The organism is Streptomyces angustmyceticus, assembly GCF_040701845.1.
GTDB lineage: Bacteria > Actinomycetota > Actinomycetes > Streptomycetales > Streptomycetaceae > Streptomyces > Streptomyces angustmyceticus_A.
In genome coordinates, this window is the sequence record NZ_JBFBHQ010000003.1 from 759333 (window position 1) to 779949 (window position 20617).

25 protein-coding genes are annotated in these 20617 nt (G+C 72.0%); 16 read left to right on the forward strand and 9 right to left on the reverse strand.

The window, feature by feature from the left end:
- The first annotated feature begins 333 nt into the window (after window positions 1–333).
- The 3 genes from AB0411_RS10785 (at window position 334) to AB0411_RS10795 (ending at window position 2706) form a co-directional block, all read left to right on the forward strand.
- The gene (locus tag AB0411_RS10785; RefSeq protein ID WP_366416891.1) at window positions 334–729 is read left to right on the forward strand and encodes a rodlin; all 396 of its coding nucleotides are present in this window, start codon (window positions 334–336) and stop codon (window positions 727–729) included.
- Window positions 730–864: 135 nt separating this feature from the next.
- Complete coding sequence (locus AB0411_RS10790) at window positions 865–1473, forward strand: chaplin (RefSeq protein WP_366416892.1); 609 nt, start codon at window positions 865–867, stop codon at window positions 1471–1473.
- Window positions 1474–1860: 387 nt separating this feature from the next.
- Complete coding sequence (locus AB0411_RS10795) at window positions 1861–2706, forward strand: nitrilase-related carbon-nitrogen hydrolase (RefSeq protein WP_366416893.1); 846 nt, start codon at window positions 1861–1863, stop codon at window positions 2704–2706.
- 36 nt (window positions 2707–2742) lie between these two features.
- Here the strand turns inward: AB0411_RS10795 and tatA are convergent, their stop codons facing one another.
- The 3 genes from tatA to rpmB all read right to left on the reverse strand — a co-directional run bounded on the left by tatA (window position 2743) and on the right by rpmB (window position 3619).
- Window positions 2743–2964, reverse strand: a complete 222-nt coding sequence (tatA, locus tag AB0411_RS10800) for a Sec-independent protein translocase subunit TatA (protein WP_366416894.1) — start codon at window positions 2962–2964, stop codon at window positions 2743–2745.
- 113 nt (window positions 2965–3077) lie between these two features.
- Complete coding sequence (rpsN, locus tag AB0411_RS10805; RefSeq protein ID WP_366416895.1) at window positions 3078–3383, reverse strand: 30S ribosomal protein S14; 306 nt, start codon at window positions 3381–3383, stop codon at window positions 3078–3080.
- Entirely contained in the window at window positions 3383–3619 is a 237-nt protein-coding gene (gene rpmB / locus AB0411_RS10810) for a 50S ribosomal protein L28 (RefSeq protein WP_366416896.1), read from the reverse strand. The genes rpsN and rpmB overlap by 1 nt, the downstream gene beginning before the upstream one ends.
- Before the next feature lie 72 nt (window positions 3620–3691).
- Between rpmB and rpmG the strand changes: the two genes are divergently transcribed.
- From rpmG to AB0411_RS10835, 5 genes are all read left to right on the forward strand, one after another.
- Complete coding sequence (rpmG, locus tag AB0411_RS10815; protein WP_366416897.1) at window positions 3692–3895, forward strand: 50S ribosomal protein L33; 204 nt, start codon at window positions 3692–3694, stop codon at window positions 3893–3895.
- 5 nt (window positions 3896–3900) lie between these two features.
- Complete coding sequence (locus tag AB0411_RS10820; RefSeq protein ID WP_366416898.1) at window positions 3901–4155, forward strand: type B 50S ribosomal protein L31; 255 nt, start codon at window positions 3901–3903, stop codon at window positions 4153–4155.
- Window positions 4155–5303: a CobW family GTP-binding protein gene (locus AB0411_RS10825; protein ID WP_366416899.1), complete on the forward strand. Its 1149-nt coding sequence runs from the start codon at window positions 4155–4157 to the stop codon at window positions 5301–5303. Before AB0411_RS10820 ends, AB0411_RS10825 begins: the two co-directional genes overlap by 1 nt.
- Window positions 5304–5391: 88 nt before the next feature.
- Window positions 5392–5628 (forward strand): 30S ribosomal protein S18, encoded by a 237-nt coding sequence (gene rpsR / locus AB0411_RS10830; protein WP_366416900.1) that lies wholly within the window; start codon window positions 5392–5394, stop codon window positions 5626–5628.
- A gap of 401 nt (window positions 5629–6029) precedes the next feature.
- On the forward strand, window positions 6030–6269 hold the full coding sequence (locus AB0411_RS10835) for a DUF397 domain-containing protein (protein ID WP_086718280.1): 240 nt from the start codon (window positions 6030–6032) through the stop codon (window positions 6267–6269).
- Window positions 6270–6384: 115 nt separating this feature from the next.
- Here AB0411_RS10835 and AB0411_RS10840 read toward each other — a convergent pair whose 3' ends face one another.
- A complete protein-coding gene (locus AB0411_RS10840) occupies window positions 6385–6867 on the reverse strand; it encodes an ATP-binding protein (protein WP_086718281.1) in 483 nt (160 codons plus the stop codon).
- 313 nt (window positions 6868–7180) lie between these two features.
- Between AB0411_RS10840 and AB0411_RS10845 the strand changes: the two genes are divergently transcribed.
- The 4 genes from AB0411_RS10845 to AB0411_RS10860 all read left to right on the forward strand — a co-directional run bounded on the left by AB0411_RS10845 (window position 7181) and on the right by AB0411_RS10860 (window position 11008).
- Window positions 7181–8044 carry a helix-turn-helix domain-containing protein gene (locus tag AB0411_RS10845; RefSeq protein WP_366416901.1) on the forward strand — a complete coding sequence of 288 codons (864 nt, stop codon included), beginning with the start codon at window positions 7181–7183 and terminating at the stop codon, window positions 8042–8044.
- An 84-nt stretch (window positions 8045–8128) separates the two neighbouring features.
- Complete coding sequence (locus tag AB0411_RS10850) at window positions 8129–9586, forward strand: aldehyde dehydrogenase family protein (protein ID WP_366416902.1); 1458 nt, start codon at window positions 8129–8131, stop codon at window positions 9584–9586.
- Window positions 9587–9740: 154 nt separating this feature from the next.
- Window positions 9741–10286, forward strand: coding sequence for a DinB family protein (locus tag AB0411_RS10855; protein WP_366416903.1), 546 nt, complete (start codon window positions 9741–9743; stop codon window positions 10284–10286).
- Window positions 10287–10351: 65 nt separating this feature from the next.
- Window positions 10352–11008: a PadR family transcriptional regulator gene (locus AB0411_RS10860; protein WP_366416904.1), complete on the forward strand. Its 657-nt coding sequence runs from the start codon at window positions 10352–10354 to the stop codon at window positions 11006–11008.
- Here the strand turns inward: AB0411_RS10860 and AB0411_RS10865 are convergent, their stop codons facing one another.
- The 3 genes from AB0411_RS10865 to leuE form a co-directional block, all read right to left on the reverse strand.
- Entirely contained in the window at window positions 11009–12424 is a 1416-nt protein-coding gene (locus tag AB0411_RS10865; protein ID WP_366416905.1) for a glutamate decarboxylase, read from the reverse strand.
- Between the two features lie 16 nt (window positions 12425–12440).
- On the reverse strand, window positions 12441–13064 hold the full coding sequence (gene wrbA / locus AB0411_RS10870) for an NAD(P)H:quinone oxidoreductase (protein WP_366416906.1): 624 nt from the start codon (window positions 13062–13064) through the stop codon (window positions 12441–12443).
- 182 nt (window positions 13065–13246) lie between these two features.
- Window positions 13247–13912, reverse strand: a complete 666-nt coding sequence (leuE, locus tag AB0411_RS10875) for a leucine efflux protein LeuE (protein ID WP_366416907.1) — start codon at window positions 13910–13912, stop codon at window positions 13247–13249.
- Between the two features lie 115 nt (window positions 13913–14027).
- Between leuE and AB0411_RS10880 the strand changes: the two genes are divergently transcribed.
- Window positions 14028–14786, forward strand: coding sequence for a MerR family transcriptional regulator (locus AB0411_RS10880; RefSeq protein ID WP_366416908.1), 759 nt, complete (start codon window positions 14028–14030; stop codon window positions 14784–14786).
- A gap of 65 nt (window positions 14787–14851) precedes the next feature.
- On the opposite strand, the gene AB0411_RS10885 is transcribed toward AB0411_RS10880, so the two are convergent.
- Complete coding sequence (locus AB0411_RS10885) at window positions 14852–15220, reverse strand: YbjQ family protein (protein WP_086718289.1); 369 nt, start codon at window positions 15218–15220, stop codon at window positions 14852–14854.
- A gap of 207 nt (window positions 15221–15427) precedes the next feature.
- Between AB0411_RS10885 and AB0411_RS10890 the strand changes: the two genes are divergently transcribed.
- Together AB0411_RS10890 and AB0411_RS10895 are read left to right on the forward strand one after the other, a co-directional pair.
- Complete coding sequence (locus tag AB0411_RS10890; RefSeq protein WP_366416909.1) at window positions 15428–16132, forward strand: DedA family protein; 705 nt, start codon at window positions 15428–15430, stop codon at window positions 16130–16132.
- A gap of 293 nt (window positions 16133–16425) precedes the next feature.
- Window positions 16426–18165, forward strand: a complete 1740-nt coding sequence (locus AB0411_RS10895) for a threonine/serine ThrE exporter family protein (protein ID WP_366416910.1) — start codon at window positions 16426–16428, stop codon at window positions 18163–18165.
- 152 nt (window positions 18166–18317) lie between these two features.
- Here AB0411_RS10895 and AB0411_RS10900 read toward each other — a convergent pair whose 3' ends face one another.
- Window positions 18318–18812 carry an inorganic diphosphatase gene (locus AB0411_RS10900; protein ID WP_030077125.1) on the reverse strand — a complete coding sequence of 165 codons (495 nt, stop codon included), beginning with the start codon at window positions 18810–18812 and terminating at the stop codon, window positions 18318–18320.
- Window positions 18813–18898: 86 nt separating this feature from the next.
- Here AB0411_RS10900 and dacB point away from each other — a divergent pair, with 86 nt between their 5' ends.
- Entirely contained in the window at window positions 18899–20494 is a 1596-nt protein-coding gene (dacB, locus tag AB0411_RS10905; protein ID WP_366416911.1) for a D-alanyl-D-alanine carboxypeptidase/D-alanyl-D-alanine endopeptidase, read from the forward strand.
- Window positions 20495–20617: the final 123 nt, after the last annotated feature.

Genomic DNA, 20617 nt, shown 5'->3' on the forward strand with positions numbered 1-20617 from the left:
CAATGTTGTGTGGAGGGAAGCATGCCAATGCCCTGGTGAGATTGATGGGGCTGCCAGGGCATTGGCATGCCGTCCGTATCGAGAGCAGGGCCCGCGATTCCGTTCATCGGCGTCGCGGGCCCTGTTTTTGCGCGGCGGAACGAGTGCCCGGCACGACAAGTCGCATTGTCGGTACGCCAATTGAGGCGAGGATGGCGGCGAAAAGCGTGGACCAGTCATTTCGGAAGTCCTGGTAGCGGCTATTCGGGTGATGGTGCAGAACTCGGACCGCCATGGCGGGTTGTTCAAACAGGGCTCCCGTGTCGGGAGTTTCTTCACCGAAGGGTTTGCGTGATGAAGAAGATGATGGCGGGCGCGGCTGTGGCGGCGTCGCTGATCGGTATGTCCGCTGCGGCTGCTCCTGAGGCCATGGCGATCGGTGACCAGAAGGGCACCACCACGGTCAACGGAAACGGGGCGGCGTCGGTCTACGGCAACTCCACCACGCGCGGCAACCTGAGCACCCAGCTCGGGCTCGTCCAGGGCTCGCTGAACGACCTGTGCCTCGGACTGGGCAAGGTCAACGTCCAGGCTCTCTCCGCGATCCAGGCCCAGGACCTCAACATCCTGTCGTCGCCGCAGAACCAGCAGTGCGTCCACAACTCGACGCAGGCCAAGGGCGACGAGGCGCTGTCGCACATCCTCGACGGCATCCCGGTCCTGTCCGGGAACGGTGTCGGCAACCGCTGACGGCCGACGGCCTCGGCCGTTCCACACGCTTGTGTCTCCGGGCGGCCGGCGCCGCGTATGTGCTGCCGGCCGCCCGGTCGTGCGAGCGGTGCGGGCGGCGGGCCGTACGCACCGACTGCAAAGGAGCGACGAGAGATGCGACAGAGCCTGAAGACGTGGGCGGTGGTGGCAGCGGCGGCGTCGGGCGCGCTCGGCGCCGGCGGCGGGGTGGCGTACGCGGATGCCGGCGCCGGGGGCGGCACGGCGCACTCTCCCGGGGTGCTGTCCGGGAACACCCTCCAGGTGACCGTGGACACCCCGGTCAATGCGTGCGGCAACTCGGCCGACGCGGGCGCGGCCCTCAACCCGGCCATGGGGGCCTCGTGCGGGAACGGCGCGGCGCTCGCGGCCGCCCGGCGGCCCGGGGCCGACGCACCGCCGCCGGTGTCCTACCGGCAGGGCCCGGGGCCGGCCCCGAAGCACGCGGCCCCGGCGCCGCGGCGGGTGAGGACGCCGGCGCGGACTCCGGACAGGACGGCGCCGAGGCATGCCCACGGGCCCGCGGCGGAGTCCGGGACGGTGCCCGCGCCGCGGCCCGTGCGGGACGCGCGGGCGGGTGCCGAGAAGCGTGCCGGGACCCCGGCGGCCCCCGCGCTGCTGGCGTCCACCGGGCCCGGCGAACTGGCCCTGCTGGCCGGTGCGGGCGGCGGGCTGCTGGTGGGCGGGGCGCTGCTGCTGCGCAGGTCCGGTACGCGGCGCCGGTGAGCCACGGCCCGGCCGCGGCGGCCGGGGTGGCCGGAGGTCCGATGGCCCGGGCCGAGCGGGTCCGGCGGGCCGCTCGACCCGGGCCGCCCGGTCGAGCCGCCCGTCGGCATCGCCGGCCGGCTCGACCACGGTCCGTCGTACCGCTGACCAGGGCGGCGCTGCGGCTGGAAGCCGCCCTGCGGGACGTACGACGGATCGTGCGGATCAACGGGTGAGGGCCTTGTCCGGCACGGGAAGGATCGTTCTTTCGCTCATTGGTGGGGACCGGTGGGCGGGGTGTTTGGAGCAGGGCGGCGCCGGAAGCACCGCGGGGCCGTGCCGCTTGCTGCGGCCTCTGGCAAAATTGGGGTGAAAGCCGCAAAAGCGATGCGTCGATGAGGTGGGGCCATGCTCGTTGCGCTGGCGCAGACGGACTGTGTGCTGGGCGAGGTGGCGGCGAACCTCGCCATCGCCCGTGAGCAGATCGAGCAGGCGGCGGCGCAGGCCGCGGACCTTGTCGTCTTCCCCGAACTGAGCCTGCACGGCTACCACTTGGGGGCGCTCAGGCGCGACGAGTCCCTGGAGGCCAACGACGAGCGGCTGCTGGAGCTCAGTACCCTCGGCCCCGACGTGCTGGTCGGCTTCCACGAGCACACCAGCCTGCGCGCGTACAACACCGCGGCGCACTACGCGGCCGGCGCCCTGGTGCACGCCCACCGCAAGCTCTACCTCCCCAACTACCTGGCCTGGGAGGAGCGCAAGCACGTCAGTCCGGGGCAGTCGCTGCGCGCCTACGAGCTGAAGCGGGCCCGGAGCGGCGGGCGGGGCGCGACGCTGGTGTGCAACGACGCCTGGCAGCCAACGCTGCCGTGGCTGGCGGTGCAGGACGGCGCCGAGGTGCTGTTCATCCCCACGAACAGCGCGGCGAGCCTGGACCCGGAGGCGATGGACACCGGGCTCTACTGGGACACCCTGCTGTCCTACACGGCGAAGATGCTCCAGTGCTGGGTGGTCTTCGTGAACCGGGTGGGCAACGAGCACGGCGCGGCGTTCTGGGGCGGCTCGCGGGTGGTGGACCCACGGGGCGCGGTGGTCGCGCAGGCGCCGAAATGGGAGCCCTCGCTGATCACCGTCGAGATCGATCTCGCCGAGGCGCGGCGGCAGCGCCGCGCGGTGCCGCTGGTCGCCGAGGCCCGGCTGGGGCTGATCGACCGCGAGGTGCGGCGGCTGATCGACGAGGGCGGCGACCACTGAGGAGCCGGCAGCCCGTTCCCGGTGGCGGGCCCGTGGTCAGTGGCGGGCGGCGGACTCCGCGCGGGGTGCCTCGGTGCGGGGCGCCTCGGCTGCCTCGGTGGCCTCGTCGCCCTTGAGGGCCTTGGCCTCGGACTTGAGGATGCGCATCGAGCGGCCCAGGCCGCGCGCCATGTCGGGCAGCTTCTTCGAGCCGAAGAGCAGCACGAGCACCGCGATGATCAGGATCAGATGCCAGGGCTCGAAGGCGTTGCGGAGCATGGGCGCGCTCGCTTTCGTCGGGTGGGTCAGCGGACGTTCTGTCCAGTATTACCCGAACGTTCCGGCCGTCCGGTCCAGGGGGTGCCCCCGGGGCCGGACGGCCGGCGGCGCGGTTACCAGCTCGCCTTGCGGACCCCCGGCAGATACCCGGCGTGCGCCTGCTCGCGCAGCCGTACCCGGGAGAGTCCGAAGGCGCGCAGGTAGCCGCGCGGGCGCCCGTCGACGCTGTCGCGGTTGCGCACCCGGGTGGCGCTGGCGTCCCGCGGCTGGCGGGAGAGCTCGCGCCGGGCGGCGGTGCGCTCCTCCTCGGGCGTGTGCGGGCTGCGGATCACGGCCTTGAGGAGGGCGCGCCGGGCCGCGTAGCGGGCGACGGTCGCGCGGCGCTTCTCGTTCTTGGCGATCTTGCTCTGCTTGGCCATCAGACCTTCTCCCCCCGGGCGCGGATGCGGGCGACGGCCGCCTCGATGCCGATGGTGTCCACGGTCTTGACCCCCCTGGCGCTCAGGGTGAGGCGGATGTGCCGGCCCTCGCTGGGCAGCCAGTAGCGCTTGCGCTGGATGTTGGGGTCGAAGCGGCGCGGGGTGCGCCGGTGCGAGTGGGAGACGGAGTTGCCGAAGCCCGGCGCGCGGCCGGTCAGCTGGCAGTGGGCGGACATGGTGCGGTCCTTCCGGTCGGGGCCCTGGTCAGAGCCTATTGAAAATGGAAACCATTTCCGTATACTAACCCCATGGCCCGCAACGAACTACGCCCGGTCGTCAAGCTCCGGTCCACCGCCGGCACCGTTCCCCGAGCTCTCGGCTTCGCTCGAGCAGGGGAGGCCCCTATCGCCTACGTCACCCGCAAGAACCGCCGTAACGACCCCGACCGCCTGGAACTGCGCAAGTACGACCCGGTGGCCGGCCGTCACGTGACCTTCCGAGAGGAGCGCTGAGCACCGTGAAGCCCGGAATCCACCCCGCCTACGGGCCGGTCGTCTTCCGCGACCGGGCCGCCGACGTCGCCTTCCTGACGCGTTCGACCGCCACCAGTGAGAAGACGGTCGAGTGGGAGGACGGACACACCTATCCCGTCATCGACGTCGAGATCTCCTCGGCGAGCCACCCCTTCTACACGGGCACCGCCCGGGTGCTGGACACCGCGGGCCGCGTCGAGCGGTTCGAGCGCCGCTACGGCGCGCGCGAGGCCCGCTGATGGAGCGGCTCCACGTCGTTCTGGTGGGCGGCCTGCACGCCGAGGCGCGGCAGGCCGCCGTCGAACGGCTGCTGCGCTCCGTCCCGGGCAGCGTCGCCCTCCACCACGACCTCGCCTCCGCCGCGGAGGGCACCGTGCGGCGCACGGTCCGCGACGCGGGCGGCACCCTCGATTCCGGTTCGGCCGCGCTGGTCAACGACTGCGCCTGCTGTGCGCTGCGCGAGGACCTGGTGCCCGAGCTGGAGCGGCTGGCCGCCGGGCGGACCTGCCGGCTGGCCGTCGTCGAGCTGTGGGACTCGGTCGAGCCCAAGGCGATGGCCGAGGTGGTCACCGCGTGCGGGAGCGAGAGCTTCGTGCTGACGGGAGTGATCACCGCCGTCGACCCGGCGCTGCTGCTGCCCTACCTCGGCTGCGGTGACGACCTCGCGGAGGCCGGTCTCGCCGCCGCGGCCTCCGACCAGCGCACGGTCGCCGACACCTGGGCGCGCCAGCTGGAGTACGCGCCCGTGCTGGCGATCGCCACGGGGGAGGAGGCGGCGGAACCGGCCGACCTCGCGCTGCTCGCCCAGCTGCATCCGACGGCGCAGCAGATCCCGCTCGCATCGGGGGAGTTGGCGGCCGCCGCGATGGCCGGATTCGATGTGGAGGCGGCCGCCGCGCGCCAGCACCCGGCCTGTGCGCTGCTGCCGCAGGAGGCCGACGCGGAGGGGGTCGGCACCCTCGTGTGGCGGCACAGCCGGCCCTTCCACCCCGAGCGGCTCTACCGCGCGCTGGAGGACCTGACCTGCGCGGCCGCGCGCAGCCGGGGCCGGTTCTGGCTGGCCGACCGCCCGGACACCCTGTTGTCGTGGGACGCGGCCGGCGGGGTGCTGTGCGTGGAGAGCGCCGGACCGTGGCTGGCCGCGCTGCCGGACGCCGCCTGGGAGATGGTGCCGCCGATGCGCCGGGCCGCCGCCGCGCTGGACTGGCACCCCGAGCACGGCGACCGCACCCAGCATCTGGTCTTCACCTCGCCGGGCCTGGACCGCGAGGCCCTCGCGTCCCTGCTGGAGTCCTGCCTGCTCACCGACGCCGAGTACGCGCGCGGCCGAGCGGCCTGGAAGCGGCTGCCGTCCGCCTTCGACGCCCTCCTCGACCCCGTCTCGTGAGACGGCCGCGTCCGTCCCGTCCGTAGGAGAGCCGGTCTCCCCGGCTCGTCCGCATCAGTACGCCCCCGTCTCGCACAAGGAAGCTCCCATGCCCCGTCGGTACGACCCGCGCCGCACCCCCCTGCCCCGCCGCAATCCGCTGGACGCGGCGGGCATCACCTACGTCGACTACAAGGACACCGATCTGCTGCGGAAGTTCCTCTCGGACCGGGGGAAGATCCGCAGCCGGCGCGTCACCAGGATCAGCGCGCAGCAGCAGCGGCAGGTCTCCCGGGCGATCAAGAACGCACGGGAGATGGCGTTGCTCCCGGATGCGGCACGGTGACGGCCGCCTGCACAGCCGCCCCTGGTGGCGGCACCCTCCGGTGACGGGCGTGAGGTCCCCTGCGCATGAGGCGCAGGGGGCCTCACGGCTGTAGGGGGCGAACGCCGTGCGGTGGGAGGTCGGCCGGATGTCTGCCCGGGCCCCGGAACCCGTGGTGCGTGGCGCACGTCTCTTCCCTGTCCGTGAGGGCTACGGGCCCGGTGATCCGTACCGGGTGGTGGGCGCGTCCCACCAGGCGTGATGGGCGACGGGCGGCCGCGAGGAAGGGGCCGGCCGGGGTGCTCGACGAGCTGTGACCGGCTCTGCACCGGCTGTCGTGCACGTGCATCTGCGCATGCATCCGCATGAGAACGCAGCTATGCTCCCGGGCAGTTGACACCATTTATCACCGGGAGACCCCTGTGCTCCACGCATACAACGGCATGGCCGCCACGGATCTCCGCGATGTGGCATGGCAGAAGAGCAGGCACAGCAACTCCCAGGGCTCCTGCGTGGAGTTCGCCAAGCTGCCCGGGGGTGACATCGCGGTGCGCAACTCCCGCTTCCCGGACGGTCCCGCGCTCGTCTACACCCCGGCGGAGGTCCGGGCGATGCTGCTCGGCATCAAGGACGGGGAGTTCGACCATCTCGTACGGGACTGAGTGCCCGCGGGTGTCCCGGAGGTCGTAGGGGGCGCGGGCCGCAGGGCCCGGCGCGGCCCCCGCACACGGCGACCGGGCGCCCGTACGTGACGGTGCGCCCGGTGTGCGACGGCGGCTACGGCAGCCGGAAGAGCGCCCACACGATCTTGCCGTGTGCGGCACCGGCCAGTGGATGCCAGCCCCAGCTGTCGCTGAAGGAGTCCACGAGGTAGAGCCCCCGGCCCGACTCCGCGGCGGAATCCGCCTCGCCGGCGACCGGTGAGTCGTCGCTCGGGTCCCGTACGGCGCAGATCAGCCGGGAGGACCAGCGCATCAGGTGCAGCCGGGCGGGCGGGGTGGCGTCGTGGTGCTCCGGGGCGGCCAGGATCGCGTGCCGCAGGGCGTTGGTGACGAGCTCGGAGACCACGAGGGCGACCGAGTCGAAGAGATCGTCAAGATCCCAGCCCTGCAGGGTCTCGCGGGTGAACGCACGTGCACAGCGCACCGATTCATAGCGCGGCGGGAGCGTGCGGGACGCGGATCCGGAGACAGCCAAGGGGTCGACGGGAGGAAAGCCCTGCCATAACGGCTCGAGCATGGTCAAAACCTTGGTCCCCATGCGAGGCACTCCTGGCGTTCGCGGACGTCATGACCCTGGCCGGTCAGCCGGATCTGGCGGATCTTTCACGAGCGTGCATGCGTGCGACGCCTATGGTTCCCAATGCGCGGGACAGATGCAAGGGCAGATGCACGTGCACGTGCCGTGATTGCGCCAGACCGGACCGATTCGTTCCGAATTCTTCCCGTCCCTTCCTGTGGAGGGCTTGCGGGGGCCTCACACATCCGTAACCGGATGAGCACTCAACGAAGCCCGAACGTGGCAGACTGCGGCCCACTGTTGGACGGGGTGGGGTCACAGGAGGGTCTGAGAGGTGTCCGCAAGTGAGTCGAGCGGGTCGGTGGTGCGGCGGATCCTGCTCGGGTCGCAGCTCCGTCGGCTGCGTGAATCGCGCGGGATAACCCGTGAGGCGGCCGGCTACTCGATCCGTGCGTCCGAATCGAAGATCAGCCGCATGGAGTTGGGCCGCGTGAGCTTCAAGGCACGGGATGTGGAGGACCTGCTCACGCTGTACGGCGTCGGTGACGCCCAGGAGCGTGAGGCGCTGCTGTCCCTGGCGCGCGAGGCGAATGTCGCCGGCTGGTGGCACAGCTACACCGATGTGCTGCCCGGCTGGTTCCAGACGTATGTGGGGCTGGAAGGAGCCACTTCCCTCCTCCGCGTCTACGAAGTCCAGTTCGTCCACGGGCTGTTGCAGACCGAGAGCTATGCCCAGGCCGTCGTCAGACGGGGCATGCCGGACGCCGGGCCCGCCGAGATCGAGCGCCGGGTGGCGCTGCGGATGGAGCGCCAGAAGCTGCTGGTGACCGAGCGGTCGGCACAGTTCCACTGCGTGCTGGACGAGGCCGCGCTGCGCCGCCCCTACGGCGAACGGTCCGTGATGCGCGAGCAGTTGAAGCATCTGATCGACATCTCCGAGAGACCGAACGTGCGGCTGCAGGTGATGCCCTTCAGTCTGGGCGGGCACGCCGGCGAGAGCGGCGCCTTCACGATGCTCGGCTTCCAGGAGTCGGGCCTGCCCGACGTCGTCTACCTGGAGCAGCTGACGAGCGCGCTGTATGTCGACAAGCCCGAAGAAGTGGCGCAGTACGCCCGGGTGATGGACCGCCTCCAGGAAGAGGGGCCGAATCCGGCCGAGACCAGGGACCTCTTGCGTGGTCTACTCCAACTGATGTGACGCATCGGTAGGATGGCGCACCATCAGGAGTCAGCACCCCCCAATGCGGCGCCCTGAGCGCCCTGTTCTCCAGATCGGGATGGCATGTCCTACTTCGACGAGTTGGCGTATCAGTTCATCGACGGCGAGTGGCGCTCCGGAAGCGGCTCATGGGACATCGTCGACTTCAATCCGTATAACGGCGAGAAGCTGACCTCCATACCCGTCGCCACGGTCGAGGAGATCGACCAGGCCTACCGCGCCGCCGAGCGTGCGCAACGGGAGTGGGGCGCCACCAATCCGTACACCCGGCGGATCGTCTTCGAGCGTGCGTTGCGGATCATCGACGACCGCGAGGCGGAGCTCGCCGAGACCATCGCCGCCGAGGTCGGCGGCACCCGCACCAAGGTGGGCTTCGAACTGCACCTGGCCAGGGAGTTCCTGCGCGAGGCGATCCAGCTCGCGCTGCGCGCCGAGGGCCGCATCCTGGCCTCGCCCATCGACGGCAAGGAGAACCGCCTCTACCGCCTGCCGGTCGGTGTCGTCGGCGTCATCAGCCCCTTCAACTTCCCCTTCCTGCTGTCCCTCAAGTCCGTGGCGCCGGCCCTGGCGCTCGGCAACGCCGTCGTCCTCAAGCCGCACCAGAACACCCCGGTGTGCGGCGGCGGCCTGGTCGCCAGGATCTTCGAGGAGGCGGGACTGCCGGCGGGCGTGCTCAACGTCGTCGTCACCGACATCGCCGAGATCGGCGACGCGCTCATCGAGCACCCGGTGCCCAAGACCATCTCCTTCACCGGCTCCGAGAAGGTCGGCCGGCATGTCGCGACGGTCGCCGCGTCCCACTTCAAGCACTCGGTGCTGGAGCTGGGCGGCAACAGCGCACTGGTCGTCCTCGACGACGCCGACGTCGACTACGCGGTGGACGCCGCCGTCTTCAGCCGCTTCGTCCACCAGGGCCAGGTCTGCATGGCCGCCAACCGCGTGCTCGTGGACCGCTCCGTGGAACGGGAGTTCACCGAGAAGTTCGTCGCCCGGGTCGCGGCCCTCAAGGTCGGCGACCCCACCGACCCGCAGACCCACATCGGCCCGCTGATCAACGAGGGGCAGGCCGAGGCGGTCTCCTCGCTGGTGGAGCGGGCGGTCGCGGACGGCGCCTCGGCGCTGCTGCACGGCGAGACCCGCGGCACCCTGGTGGCGCCGAGCGTGCTGAGCGGCCTGCCGGATGACTCCCCGCTGCTGCAGCAGGAGATCTTCGGGCCCGTCGTGGTGCTGGTCCCGTTCGACGGGGACGACGAGGCGGTGCGGCTCACCAACGCCACGCCGTACGGGCTGAGCGGTGCCGTGCACACCGCCGACATCGAGCGCGGGGTGCGGTTCGCCAAGCGCATCGAGACCGGGATGTTCCACGTCAACGACGCCACGGTGCACGACGAGCCGATCGTGCCGTTCGGCGGCGCGAAGAGTTCCGGGGTGGGGCGGCTGAACGGCGACGCCATGGTGGAGGCGTTCACCACCACCAAGTGGATCTCCATCCAGCACGGGCGGTCGCAGTTCCCGTTCTGAGCCGCCCGTCCCGCTCCGGGCAGGCGGGCGGATCCGGGGCGCCCGTTCCGCGAGTTGCGGACAGAAGCTGACCGCAAGGGCTCCTACCTTGAGTGATGTCGAAGGCGGACGGCGCACAGCCGGCCGCCGAGGGATATCAGGAAAGGCGGATCTCATGCCCACTCACGTTCCGGCCGAGGACCACGGCGACGAGGCCGGCGCGCTGCTGGCCTTTCTGGAGGCACAGCGCGGCGGGCTGCGGAGGGCGCTGCTGGGACTGACCGACGCACAGGCCGCCGAGCGGCCGAGCGCCAGTGCGCTGTCGCTGGCCGGGCTGGTCAAGCATGCCGCGGAGACCGAGCAGGGCTGGCTGGAGACCGCGCAGCAGCGGCCGAGCTCCGTCGCGCGGACGCCGGAGACCTGGCATCTGAGCTTCCGGCTGGAGGACGGCGAGACCCCCGCCGGTGTGCTGGAGTTCTGGGACGGGGTCGCGCGGCGCACGGAGGAGTTCATCCGCTCCGTGCCGAGCCTGAACGACACCTTCCCGCTGCCCGCGATGCCCTGGTACCCGGACGGGGCCCGCCAGTCGATGCGCTGGCTGCTGCTGCACCTGATCGAGGAGATGGCCCGGCACGCCGGCCACGCCGACATCCTCCGTGAGTCCCTGGACGGCAAGACGGCCTTCGAACTGGTCGAGGAGGAGGAGAAGGCCCGGGTGTAGCGCGGGGGAGACGGCCGGGTCGCCCTAGGCTGGCGGCAGGGGGCGCGCACGGGACAGAGGTGACGATGTCGGCGATCCGGCTGCTGGTACTGGGCGCCGTGCGGCGGCACGGCCGGGCGCACGGCTACCAGGTGCGAGGCGACCTGGAGCACCGCGGCGCCCGAGCGTGGTCCCGGACCCGGCCCGGCTCGGTCTACCACGCCCTTCAGCAGATGGCGAAGGAAGAGCTGCTGCACGCCCATGACCGCGCGCCCAGTACCGCCGGCGGCCCGCCGCGCACCGAGTACGAGCTGACCGCGGCGGGCCGGGAGGAGTACGTCGCCCTGCTGCGGGCCGCGCTCGCCCGGTACGACCAGGGGCCCGACCTGTTCGGCGCGGCCCTCGGCTCCGTCGTCGATCTGCCGCGCGACGAGGCGGTGGCGCTGCTGGAGGAGCGGATGCGCGGGCTCCAGGAGTGGCGGAGCAGGGTGACCGCGTACGGCACGCCCGGGGACGGGCCCGGCCGGCCCGGCCACCTCGGCGAGGTCGTGAACATGTGGCTGCACTCCGCGGACGGCGACGCCGCATGGACGCGCGGGCTGATCGAGCGGATCGAGGGCGGGGCGTACGTGTTCGCCGGCGAGGGCGAGCCGTCCGCCGGGGTGCCGGGCGCGGGGCCCGGGCATCCGAGCGGGACGAAGGACGCGGCCTCGCAGGAGAAGGCGGGCCCGGCGGGCGGCTAGCTAGTGGTGGAACGCCGTGGCGACGTTCGCCGGGCGCTGCAGTGGTTCGGTCTGCTGCCGGAGTTCGGGCAGCAGCTGTTCCAGGTCGGAGATGAAGAGGTCGGCGAGGTCCATCGAGAAGCCGTTGCGGCAGACCACCCGCAGGACGGAGAGGTCCTCGCGCTTGGGGGGAAAGGTGTAGGCGGGGAGCAGCCAGCCGTGCTCCTTCATCCGCCGGGAGACGTCGAAGACGTCGAAGGAGGTGACGTCGTCCGCGGTGGTGAAGGCGAAGACCGGCAGCTCGTCGCCCTGGGTCAGCAGCCTGAAGTCGCCCATCGCGCCGATCCGTTCGGCCAGTGAGCGGGCCACGTCGCGGGTCGCCTGCTGCACGGCGCGGAAGCCGGACCGGCCGAGCCGGAGGAAGGTGTAGTACTGCGCGGCGACCTGGGCCCCGGGCCGGGAGAAGTTGAGCGCGAAGGTCGGCATGTCGCCGCCCAGGTAGTTGACGCGGAAGACCAGCTCCTCGGGCAGCGCCTCCGTATCGCGCCACAGCGCCCAGCCGACGCCCGGGTAGACCAGGCCGTATTTGTGGCCCGAGGTGTTGATGGAGGCCACCCGCGGCTGCCGGAAGTCCCAGATCACGTCCGGGTCGAGGAACGGCGCGATCATGGCGCCGGACGCGCCGTCCACATGGACCGGGACGTCCCAGCCCTTGTCCTCCTGGAGCGCGTCGAGCGCCTTGCAGATCTCGGCCACCGGCTCGTAGGACCCGTCGAAGGTCGAGCCGAGGATCGCCACCACGCCGATGGTGTTCTCGTCGCACAGCGCGGCGGCGGAGGCCGCGTCCAGATGGAAGCGGTCGCCCTCCATCGGGACCGTGCGGGCCTCGACCTCCCAGAAGTTGCAGAACTTCTCCCAGCACACCTGGACGTTGGCGCCCATGACGAGGTTGGGCCGGGCGGTGGCCGGATACCGGTCCTTGTTGCGCTGCATCCAGCGCCGCTTGAGGGCCATGCCCGCGAGCATGCAGGCCTCGCTCGACCCGGTGGTGGAGCAGCCGACGGCGGCCGACGGGTCGGGGGCGTGCCACAGGTCGGCGAGCATCGCCACGCACCGCTTCTCCAGTTCGGCGGTGCGCGGGTACTCGTCCTTGTCGATCATGTTCTTGTCCCGGCACTCCGCCATCAGGACGCCGGCCTGCGGCTCCATCCAGGTCGTGACGAAGGTCGCCAGGTTCAGCCGGGAGTTGCCGTCCAGCATCAGCTCGTCGTGCACGAACTGATAGGCGGTGCGCGGGGAGACCGGGCCGTCGGGCAGGGTGTGCCGCGGCGGGGCGGACTCCATGCCGGCGACCGGGTCGGCCTCGCCGTAGAAGGGATTGACCGGGTGCCCGATGTGCTTGCGGTCGGATGGCGATGCGCCTTTGTGCAGAGTCATCTGTCGCCTCTACCCGTCAACTGGCCGGTGAAAGGCCGTGTTTGACGGCCTTGGTGAAGGTCACCACGCGCTCCGCCTGGATGCGGGCCGCGGTGCGTGCGTCGTCGTCGGGCGGGGTGTCCGGGCCGCCGACGTGGGAGGTGCCGTAGGGATTGCCGTCGGTGAACTTCGCCGGGTCGGTGTAGCCCGGCGTCACGAGGATGCCGCCGAAGTGGTGGACGGTCTGGTAGAGCGCGAGCAGGGTGGACTCCTGGCCGCCGTGCTTGGTGGCGCTCGCGGTGAAGCCGCTGTAGATCTTGTCGGCCAGCCGGCCCTGCTGCCAGAGGCCGCCCAGGGTGTCGAGGTACTGCTTGAGCTGCGAGGAGACGTTCCCGAAGCGGGTGGGGGTCCCGAAGATCACCGCGTCCGCCCAGAGCATGTCCTCGTGGGTGGCCTCCATGATGTCGGCGGTGGCCGCGGCGTTCGCCGCCCAGGCGGGGTTGGCGTCGATGGCGGTCTGCGGGGCGAGTTCCGCGGCCCGCCGCAGCCGCACATCGGCCCCCGCGTGCTCGGCGGCGTCCGCGATCAGCCGGGCGAGCTCGGCGATGGTGCCCGTCGACGAGTAGTAGATGACGGCGACCTTCACATCGTGCACGGGCATCGGCACACCTCCTGAAACCCGACAATAAGGGCATAGGGGGTGGGTGGCCTCCAGGGTTCACCCAGTGGAAGCGCGACGGGCGGGCGGCCGTCCCGAGGGACCGCCACCCGCCCGTGTCCGTCCGGCGCCGTGCCCGGCCGCCGTGCCCCAGCCGCCGGGCCGCCGCCCGCCGCGGCCCCGGCTCAGCTCGCGCTGGCCAGCGACAGCTTCGCGGCGAAGCCGAGGAACGCCGCGCCCGCGCCCGCCGACAGCCCGGCCGTCAGCCGCTTGCGGCGGCGGAAGGTCGCCGCCAGGAACGTCCCGCTGAAGATCAGCACCGACAGGTACGTGAAGCTGAAGAGCTGCGCCCAGGCGCCCAGCGTCAGGAACGACAGCACCGGATGGGCGTAGGACGGGTCGACGAACTGCACGAAGAAGGAGATGAAGAAGAGGATCGCCTTGGGGTTGAGCAGGCTGACCACCAGCGCCCTGCGGTACGGCCGCTCCACGGTCTCCTTCGGCGCCTCGGGCGCCGCGCCCCGCCGTTCGGCCCGGCGCGCCTCCCGGCCGCTCCACAGCGCCCAGGCGCCGCGCAGCATCCCGACCGCCAGCCAGGTCAGATAGCCCGCGCCGGCGAACTTCACGACGGCGAACAGCACCGGGCTGGTCTGCAGCAGCGAGGCCACCCCGCCGGCCGACAGCGTCATCAGCACCGTGTCGCCGCACAGCACCCCGGCCGCCGCCCGGTAGGCCACCCGCGGGCCGCGCCGGGCCGCCACCGAGACGACGTACAGCGAATTCGGGCCCGGCAGCAGAATGATCAGCGCGAGGCCCACCAGATAGGTCGACAAGTCCGTTATCCCCAGCATGTGCGGCAGGATCTCATCCCCCCGCGCGCCCCCTCACCGGCTTTTCATGATGCGGACTTGCACCTCACGCGAGGTGAGGACGGATCGTGGAGGGCGTACCGAGAAGGGAGCGGAAGTGAGCTATTCGGTAGGGCAGGTCGCCGCCTTCGCCGGGGTCACGGTGCGCACCTTGCACCACTACGACGAGATCGGGCTGCTGCTGCCCGGTGCCCGCAACCACGCAGGTCACCGGCGCTACGACGAGGACGACCTGGACCGGCTGCAGCAGATCCTCTTCTACCGGGAGCTCGGCTTTCCGCTCGACGAGGTCGCGGCCCTCCTGGACGATCCGCACACCGACCCGCAGGAGCATCTGCGGCGCCAGCACGAGCTGCTGACCGGACGGATCGGCAGACTCCAGGAGATGGCCGCCGCCGTCGAACACGCGATGGAGGCACGCAGGATGAAGGTACGGCTCACACCCGAGGAGAAGTTCGAGGTCTTCGGGGACTTCGACCCCGATGCGCACGCCGCGGAGGCCGAGGAGCGCTGGGGCGGCACGGACGCCTACCAGGAGTCGCGGCGCAGGACGGCCGCCTACACCAAGGAGGACTGGCAGCGGCTGAAGGAGGAGTTCGACGCCCTGCACCGCAAGATGGCGGACCTGCTCGCGCGGGGCGTGCCGGCCGACTCCGAGGCGGCCATGGAGGTCGCGGAGGAGCACCGGCGGTTCATCGGCGGGGCGTACTACGAATGCAGTCACGAGCTCCACAGCGGACTCGGCGAGATGTACGTCACGGACGCGCGGTTCACCGCCACCTACGAGGCCATCAGGCCCGGCCTCGCCGTGTACATGCGCGACGCGATGCTGGCCAACGCCGTCCGCCACCTGTGATCCGTACGGGCCGGGGAAGCGCGCCCCCGGCCCGTACGGCGCGCCGTGCCCGGCCCGCCCGGTGCTCAGCCCTGCGGGGAGAGCACCACGGCCGTCCCGTAGGCGCACACCTCGGTGCCCACGTCCGCGGCCTCCGTGACATCGAAGCGGAACATCAGCACCGCATTCGCCCCGCGCGAGCGGGCCTGCTCCACCAGCCGTTCCATCGCCTGGTTACGGGTCTCGACCAGGGTCTTCGTCAGGCCCCGCAGCTCGCCGCCGATCATCGACTTCAGGCCCGCGCCGATCTGGCTGCCGAGGTGGCGCGAGCGCACCGTCAGGCCGAAGACCTCGCCGATGACGCGTTCCACGTGAAACCCCGGGACGTCGTTGGTCGTCACCACCAGCACGTCGGACTGCGCACGCTGTCCGCCGCCGTACTCATCGATGCCCATGGTGTGCACCTCCTTCCGGTCAGCATCACCCGGTCCCCCGGGTGCGGCCAGCGGTCAGGGGCGCCCGGGTGGGGCCCCGGGGCCCGCCTGGAACCACGGGGAGCCGCCCGGCGTTGATAGCTTTGGGCCGCACCCGCGCCTGCACCCTCGTCGCTTCGCCCGTCGCACCGCACGATCCGGCGCCCTCGACCCAGGAGCCTTCACCCCGTGAACACTCTCGCGCTCGGCCCCCAGTGGCTGGATCCGGACTATCTGATCGCGACATTCGGCCTGGTCGGCGTCCTGGTCATCGTCTTCGCGGAGTCCGGCCTGCTGATCGGCTTCTTCCTGCCGGGCGACTCGCTGCTGTTCACCACCGGCCTGCTGGTGACGACGAACAAGCTGGACCGGCCGCTGTGGCTGGTGTGCTCCCTGGTGGTGCTGGCCGCCGTGCTCGGTGACCAGGCGGGCTATCTCTTCGGCCGCAAGGTCGGCCCCTCGCTGTTCAAGCGCCCCGACTCCCGCCTCTTCAAGCAGGAGAACGTCGAGAAGGCGCACGAGTTCTTCGAGAAGCACGGCCCCAAGTCGCTGATCCTGGCCCGCTTCGTGCCGATCGTGCGGACCTTCACGCCGATCATCGCCGGTGTGAGCCGGATGAACTACCGCTCCTTCATCACCTTCAACCTCATCGGCGGCGCGCTGTGGGGCGCCGGTGTCACCCTCCTCGGGGCGTCGCTGGGGAAGGTCGCGTTCGTCCACAAGCACATCGAGCTGATCCTGGTCGCGATCGTGCTGGTCTCCGTCGTCCCGATCGCCATCGAGTACCTCCGCGCCCGCGGCAAGGCCAAGAACGAGCAGCCCGCCCCGGCCCACCCCCTGGACCGCCCGCAGGCCGCGCCCGACACCCGCCGCGGCCGCCACGCCAAGCGCTGACCACCCCGGACACCCACCCGGCCACCGCCACCCCACCCGCGCAGGCCCGGCCCCGGCACCCGACAGCCCCGCGCAGCGGCCCCGCCCGCCGCTGGGGTACCTCCCACGCCCTTCAGGCAGCGGGGGAGCAACGGCCAGCAACCCCCACGCCGGGCCGGCCGACCACGTGGTCCGACGGCGAGGTGCAACGAACGGGTAGCCGAAAACGCCGCCCCCGCGCACGCGCCGCCCGTCCCCATCAGGCATCGTGTCCTTGTCATCCGTCAGGAGGCTTACGAGGAGAGCGAAGACCCGTGGCGTCGGACCCACACCGCGGCCAGCGCGGCACGAGCGGCAGCGGCAGCAGCGGATCCTCGGACCAGAGCGGTTCCGAGGAGCGCAAGCCCCAGCCGGACGAGGCCCACAGTGCCTTCACCCCGCCGCTGGGCGTGCCCTACCCGCCGCTGCCCGAGGACGAGCACCCCACCTCCGAGTTCGCGCTGCCCTCGGGGCTGCGCCCGGAGACCCCGGCCGAGCAGGAGGGCTCGGCCTTCACGCCGCCCAGCGGCACCACCGGCCAGACCCCGATGCCCGCCGGCTCCACCGCGCTGAGCTACGCCTTCACCCCGCCGCACGGCATCCCCGCCGTCCGCCTCACCAAGGAGGCGCCCTGGCAGGACCGGATGCGCACCATGCTCCGGATGCCGGTGGGGGAGCGGCCGGTCCCCGAACGCGCCGAGCGGCCCGACGACGAGACCGGCCCGGCCGTGCCCCGCGTGCTCGACCTGACGCTGCGTATCGGGGAGATCCTGCTCGCCGGCGGCGAGGGCGCCGAGGACGTCGAGGCCGCGATGTTCGGTGTGGCGCACGCCTACGGGCTGGAGCGCGTCGAGCCGACCGTCACCTTCACCCTGCTGTCGATCTCCTACCAGCCGTCGCTGGTCGACGACCCGGTCACCGCCAGCCGTACGGTCCGGCGCCGCGGCGTCGACTACAACCGGCTCTCCGCGGTCTTCCGGCTCGTCGACGACATCGCCTCCGAGGACATCACCCTCGAAGAGGCCTACCGCGGCCTCGCCGAGATCCGCCGTAACCGCCACCCGTACCCGAGCTGGGCGCTGACGGTGGCCTCCGGGCTGCTGTCCGGTGCGGCCTCCATGCTGGTCGGCGGCACCATGCTGGTGTTCGTCGCGGCCGCGGTGGGCTCGATGCTCGGCGACCGGCTGGCCTGGCTCGCGTCCGGGCGCGGGCTGCCGGAGTTCTACCAGTTCGTGGTCGCGGCGATGCCGCCCGCGGCGGTGGGCGTCGCCTTCGGTCTCGCCCACCTCAATGTGCAGGCGTCCGCGGTGATCACCGGTGGACTGTTCGCGCTGATCCCGGGGCGGGCCCTGGTCGCCGGCGTCCACGACGGGCTGACCGGCTACTACATCACCGCCGCCGCCCGTCTGCTGGAGGTCGGCTACCTCATCGTCGGCATCGTCGTCGGCGTGCTCAGCGTGCTCTACATCGGCCTTCAGCTGAACCCGGGCCTGCGGCGGCTCAACCCCGAGGAGTCGCTGGGGGACTACAACGAGCCGCTGGTGCAGACGGTCGCGGCGATGCTGCTGGCACTGGCGTTCTGCGTGCTGCTCCAGCAGGAACGTCACACCGTGGCGTTTGCGACCCTGAACGGCGGCGTCGCCTGGGTGGTGTACGGCGCGCTCACCTACGTCGCCGGGATAAACGCCGTGCCCGCCACCGCCATCGCGGCCGGACTGGTCGGCCTCTTCGGCCAGTTGCTCTCCCGCTACCGCTATGCGTCCGCGCTGCCGTACGTCACCGCGGCCATCGGCCCGCTGCTGCCCGGTAGCGCCACGTACTTCGGCCTGCTCAACTTCGCCCAGGGGCACCTGCCGCAGGGCCTGACGTCCCTGGTCCAGGCCGCTTCGCTGGCGCTGGCCATCGCGGTGGGGGTCAACCTCGGCGCCGAGGTCGCCCGGCTGTTCCTGCGGGCACCGGGCCTCGAGGAGGCCGGCACCGGCCGCCGCGCCGCCAAGCGCACCCGCGGCTTCTAGGGCGGCGGCCCGGGGAGCGCCACCGGCCCCGACACGCACGACGGGCGGCAACCCAACCGGGTGCCGCCCGTTCGCGTACGAAAATCAGCGCGCGGATCCCGGCGCGCCGCGGTCAGGAAGAGCCCGCCGCACGCCGGGACGCCACGGCTGCGTCAGTGCTTGCCGCCCTGCGCCTCGAGGCGCTTGTAGGAGGCCTCGATCTCGGCCTCGGCCTCGGTGCGGCCGACCCAGTTGGCGCCCTCGACGGACTTGCCGGGCTCCAGGTCCTTGTAGACCTCGAAGAAGTGCTGGATCTCCAGGCGGTCGAACTCCGACACGTGGTGGATGTCCCGCAGGTGCTCCACACGCGGGTCGGACGCCGGCACGCACAGCAGCTTGTCGTCGCCGCCGGCCTCGTCCGTCATCCGGAACATGCCGATGGCGCGGCACTTGATGAGGCAGCCGGGGAAGGTCGGCTCGTCCAGGATGACCAGCGCGTCCAGCGGGTCGCCGTCCTCGCCCAGGGTGTTCTCGACAAAGCCGTAGTCGGCCGGGTAGCTGGTCGAGGTGAAGAGTCGACGGTCCAGGCGGATCCGACCGGTCTCGTGGTCCACCTCGTACTTGTTCCGCGAACCCTTCGGGATCTCGATGGTGACGTCGAACTCCACGGGTGGCTCCTCCATGATCAACACATACGTCTGGTGATTAAGTGTCCCCCACGCAGGTGTGTGGTGGCGAAAGGGGCTGGTCCGAGGTGCCGGAGACCGGAAAGTGGCAGGTCAGATGGCAGTCGGCAGAGCGGTCCGCGCGGGCGGCGACGCGCGCGGCGGTCCGCTCGGCGCAGAGCGCGCTCGACGCGGCGCGACGAACGGCCGGGGCCGCGCGGCATGCCTGGCGGGCCGCGCCGCGCCACACCCAGCAGACCTGGCGGCTCACGGCGGTCTCCGCGGCCACCGGCCTGGCGGTCGCGCTCGCCGCGGTGGCGGCGGCGGGGCCGTGGGACTCGGGTCAGCGTACGGCCGAGCGCACCGAGGCGGGCTCGATGGACGGTGCCAGTGGTGAGCATCACGCCGCCGACCCCGGCCCGGCGCCCAGTGCCCCGCCCGTGCTGCCCGCGCTCGGCGCCCCCGCGCCCGGCTCCGGGGGCCGCGGCGCGGCCCCCGTCCCCACCGACGCCGGGCTGGCCGACGCGCTCGCACCGCTGCTGAAGGACCCCGCGCTCGGCTCGCTGCGCACGGCCTCCGTCCTGGACGTCGCCGCGGGCCGCGAGGTCTTCGGCGAGGGCCAGGGCAAGGCCGCCACCCCCGCCTCCACCGTCAAGCTCGCCACCGCCGTCGCCGCGCTCTCCGCGCTCGGACCCGACCACCGCATCGACACCACCGTCGTCATGGGCGGCAGGAACCGCATCGTCCTGGTCGGCGGCGGCGACCCCACGCTCACCGCCCGCGCCCCGCGGCACGGCGCCGAGGAACAGCCCGCGAACCTGCGCGCCCTCGCCGACGCCACCGCCCGCGCCCTCAAGAAGCGCCACCTCACCAAGGTCGCGCTCGGCTACGACACCAGCACCTACGCGGGCCCCGCCCTGCACCCCATCGGCCCGAACGAGAACATCGCCCCCGTCACCGCCCTGATGACCGACGAGGCGCGTCTCGACGACAGCGAGCACGGCACCGCCCCCCGCAGCACCGACCCGGCCCACGACGCGGCACGCGCCTTCGCCGAGCTGCTCCACGCACGCGGCATCACCGTCGACGGCGACCCGGCCGGCGCCAGGGCCCCGAAGAAGGCCGACCGGATCGCCACCGTCCGCTCCCTGCCGCTGTCCGCGCTCGTCGAGCGGATGCTCACCTACAGCGACAACGACATCGCCGAGGCCCTGGCCCGCCAGACCGCCCTCGCCGCGCGGCAGCCCGCCAGCTTCACCGGCGCCGGAAAGGCCGTCCGCGCGGCCCTCTCCCGGCAGCACCTGCCCCTGACCGGCGCCGTGTTCGAGGACGGCAGCGGCCTGGACCGCGACGACAAGGTCACCGCCACGCTGCTCTCCCACCTCCTGCTGCAGGCCTCGTCGCCCGACCTGCCCGCCCTGCGCCCCGTGGTCACCGGCCTCCCGGTCGCCGCCTTCACCGGCACCCTCAGCCACCGCTACCGGGGCCAGAGCGCAGGGGCCGGCGCCGTACGCGCCAAGACGGGCACCCTCACCGGCGTGAACACCCTGGCCGGCACCGTCGTCGACGCCGACGGCCGGCTCCTCGTCTTCTCCTTCATGACCACCGGCACCACCGACCCCCAGGGCGCCCAGAACGCCCTCGACAAACTCGCCTCAGCGGTGGCCAACTGCGGCTGCCGCTGAGGTCCGCGTTTTCGGCTTTCCCGCCGTGGGGGTTGCTCGCCGTTTGCCGCCCGCTGCGCGGTGCGCCCGCGTTTGCGCCTGCGGCGGGCGGGGTCCGCGGTGCCGCTGCGCGGGGCTGGTGCG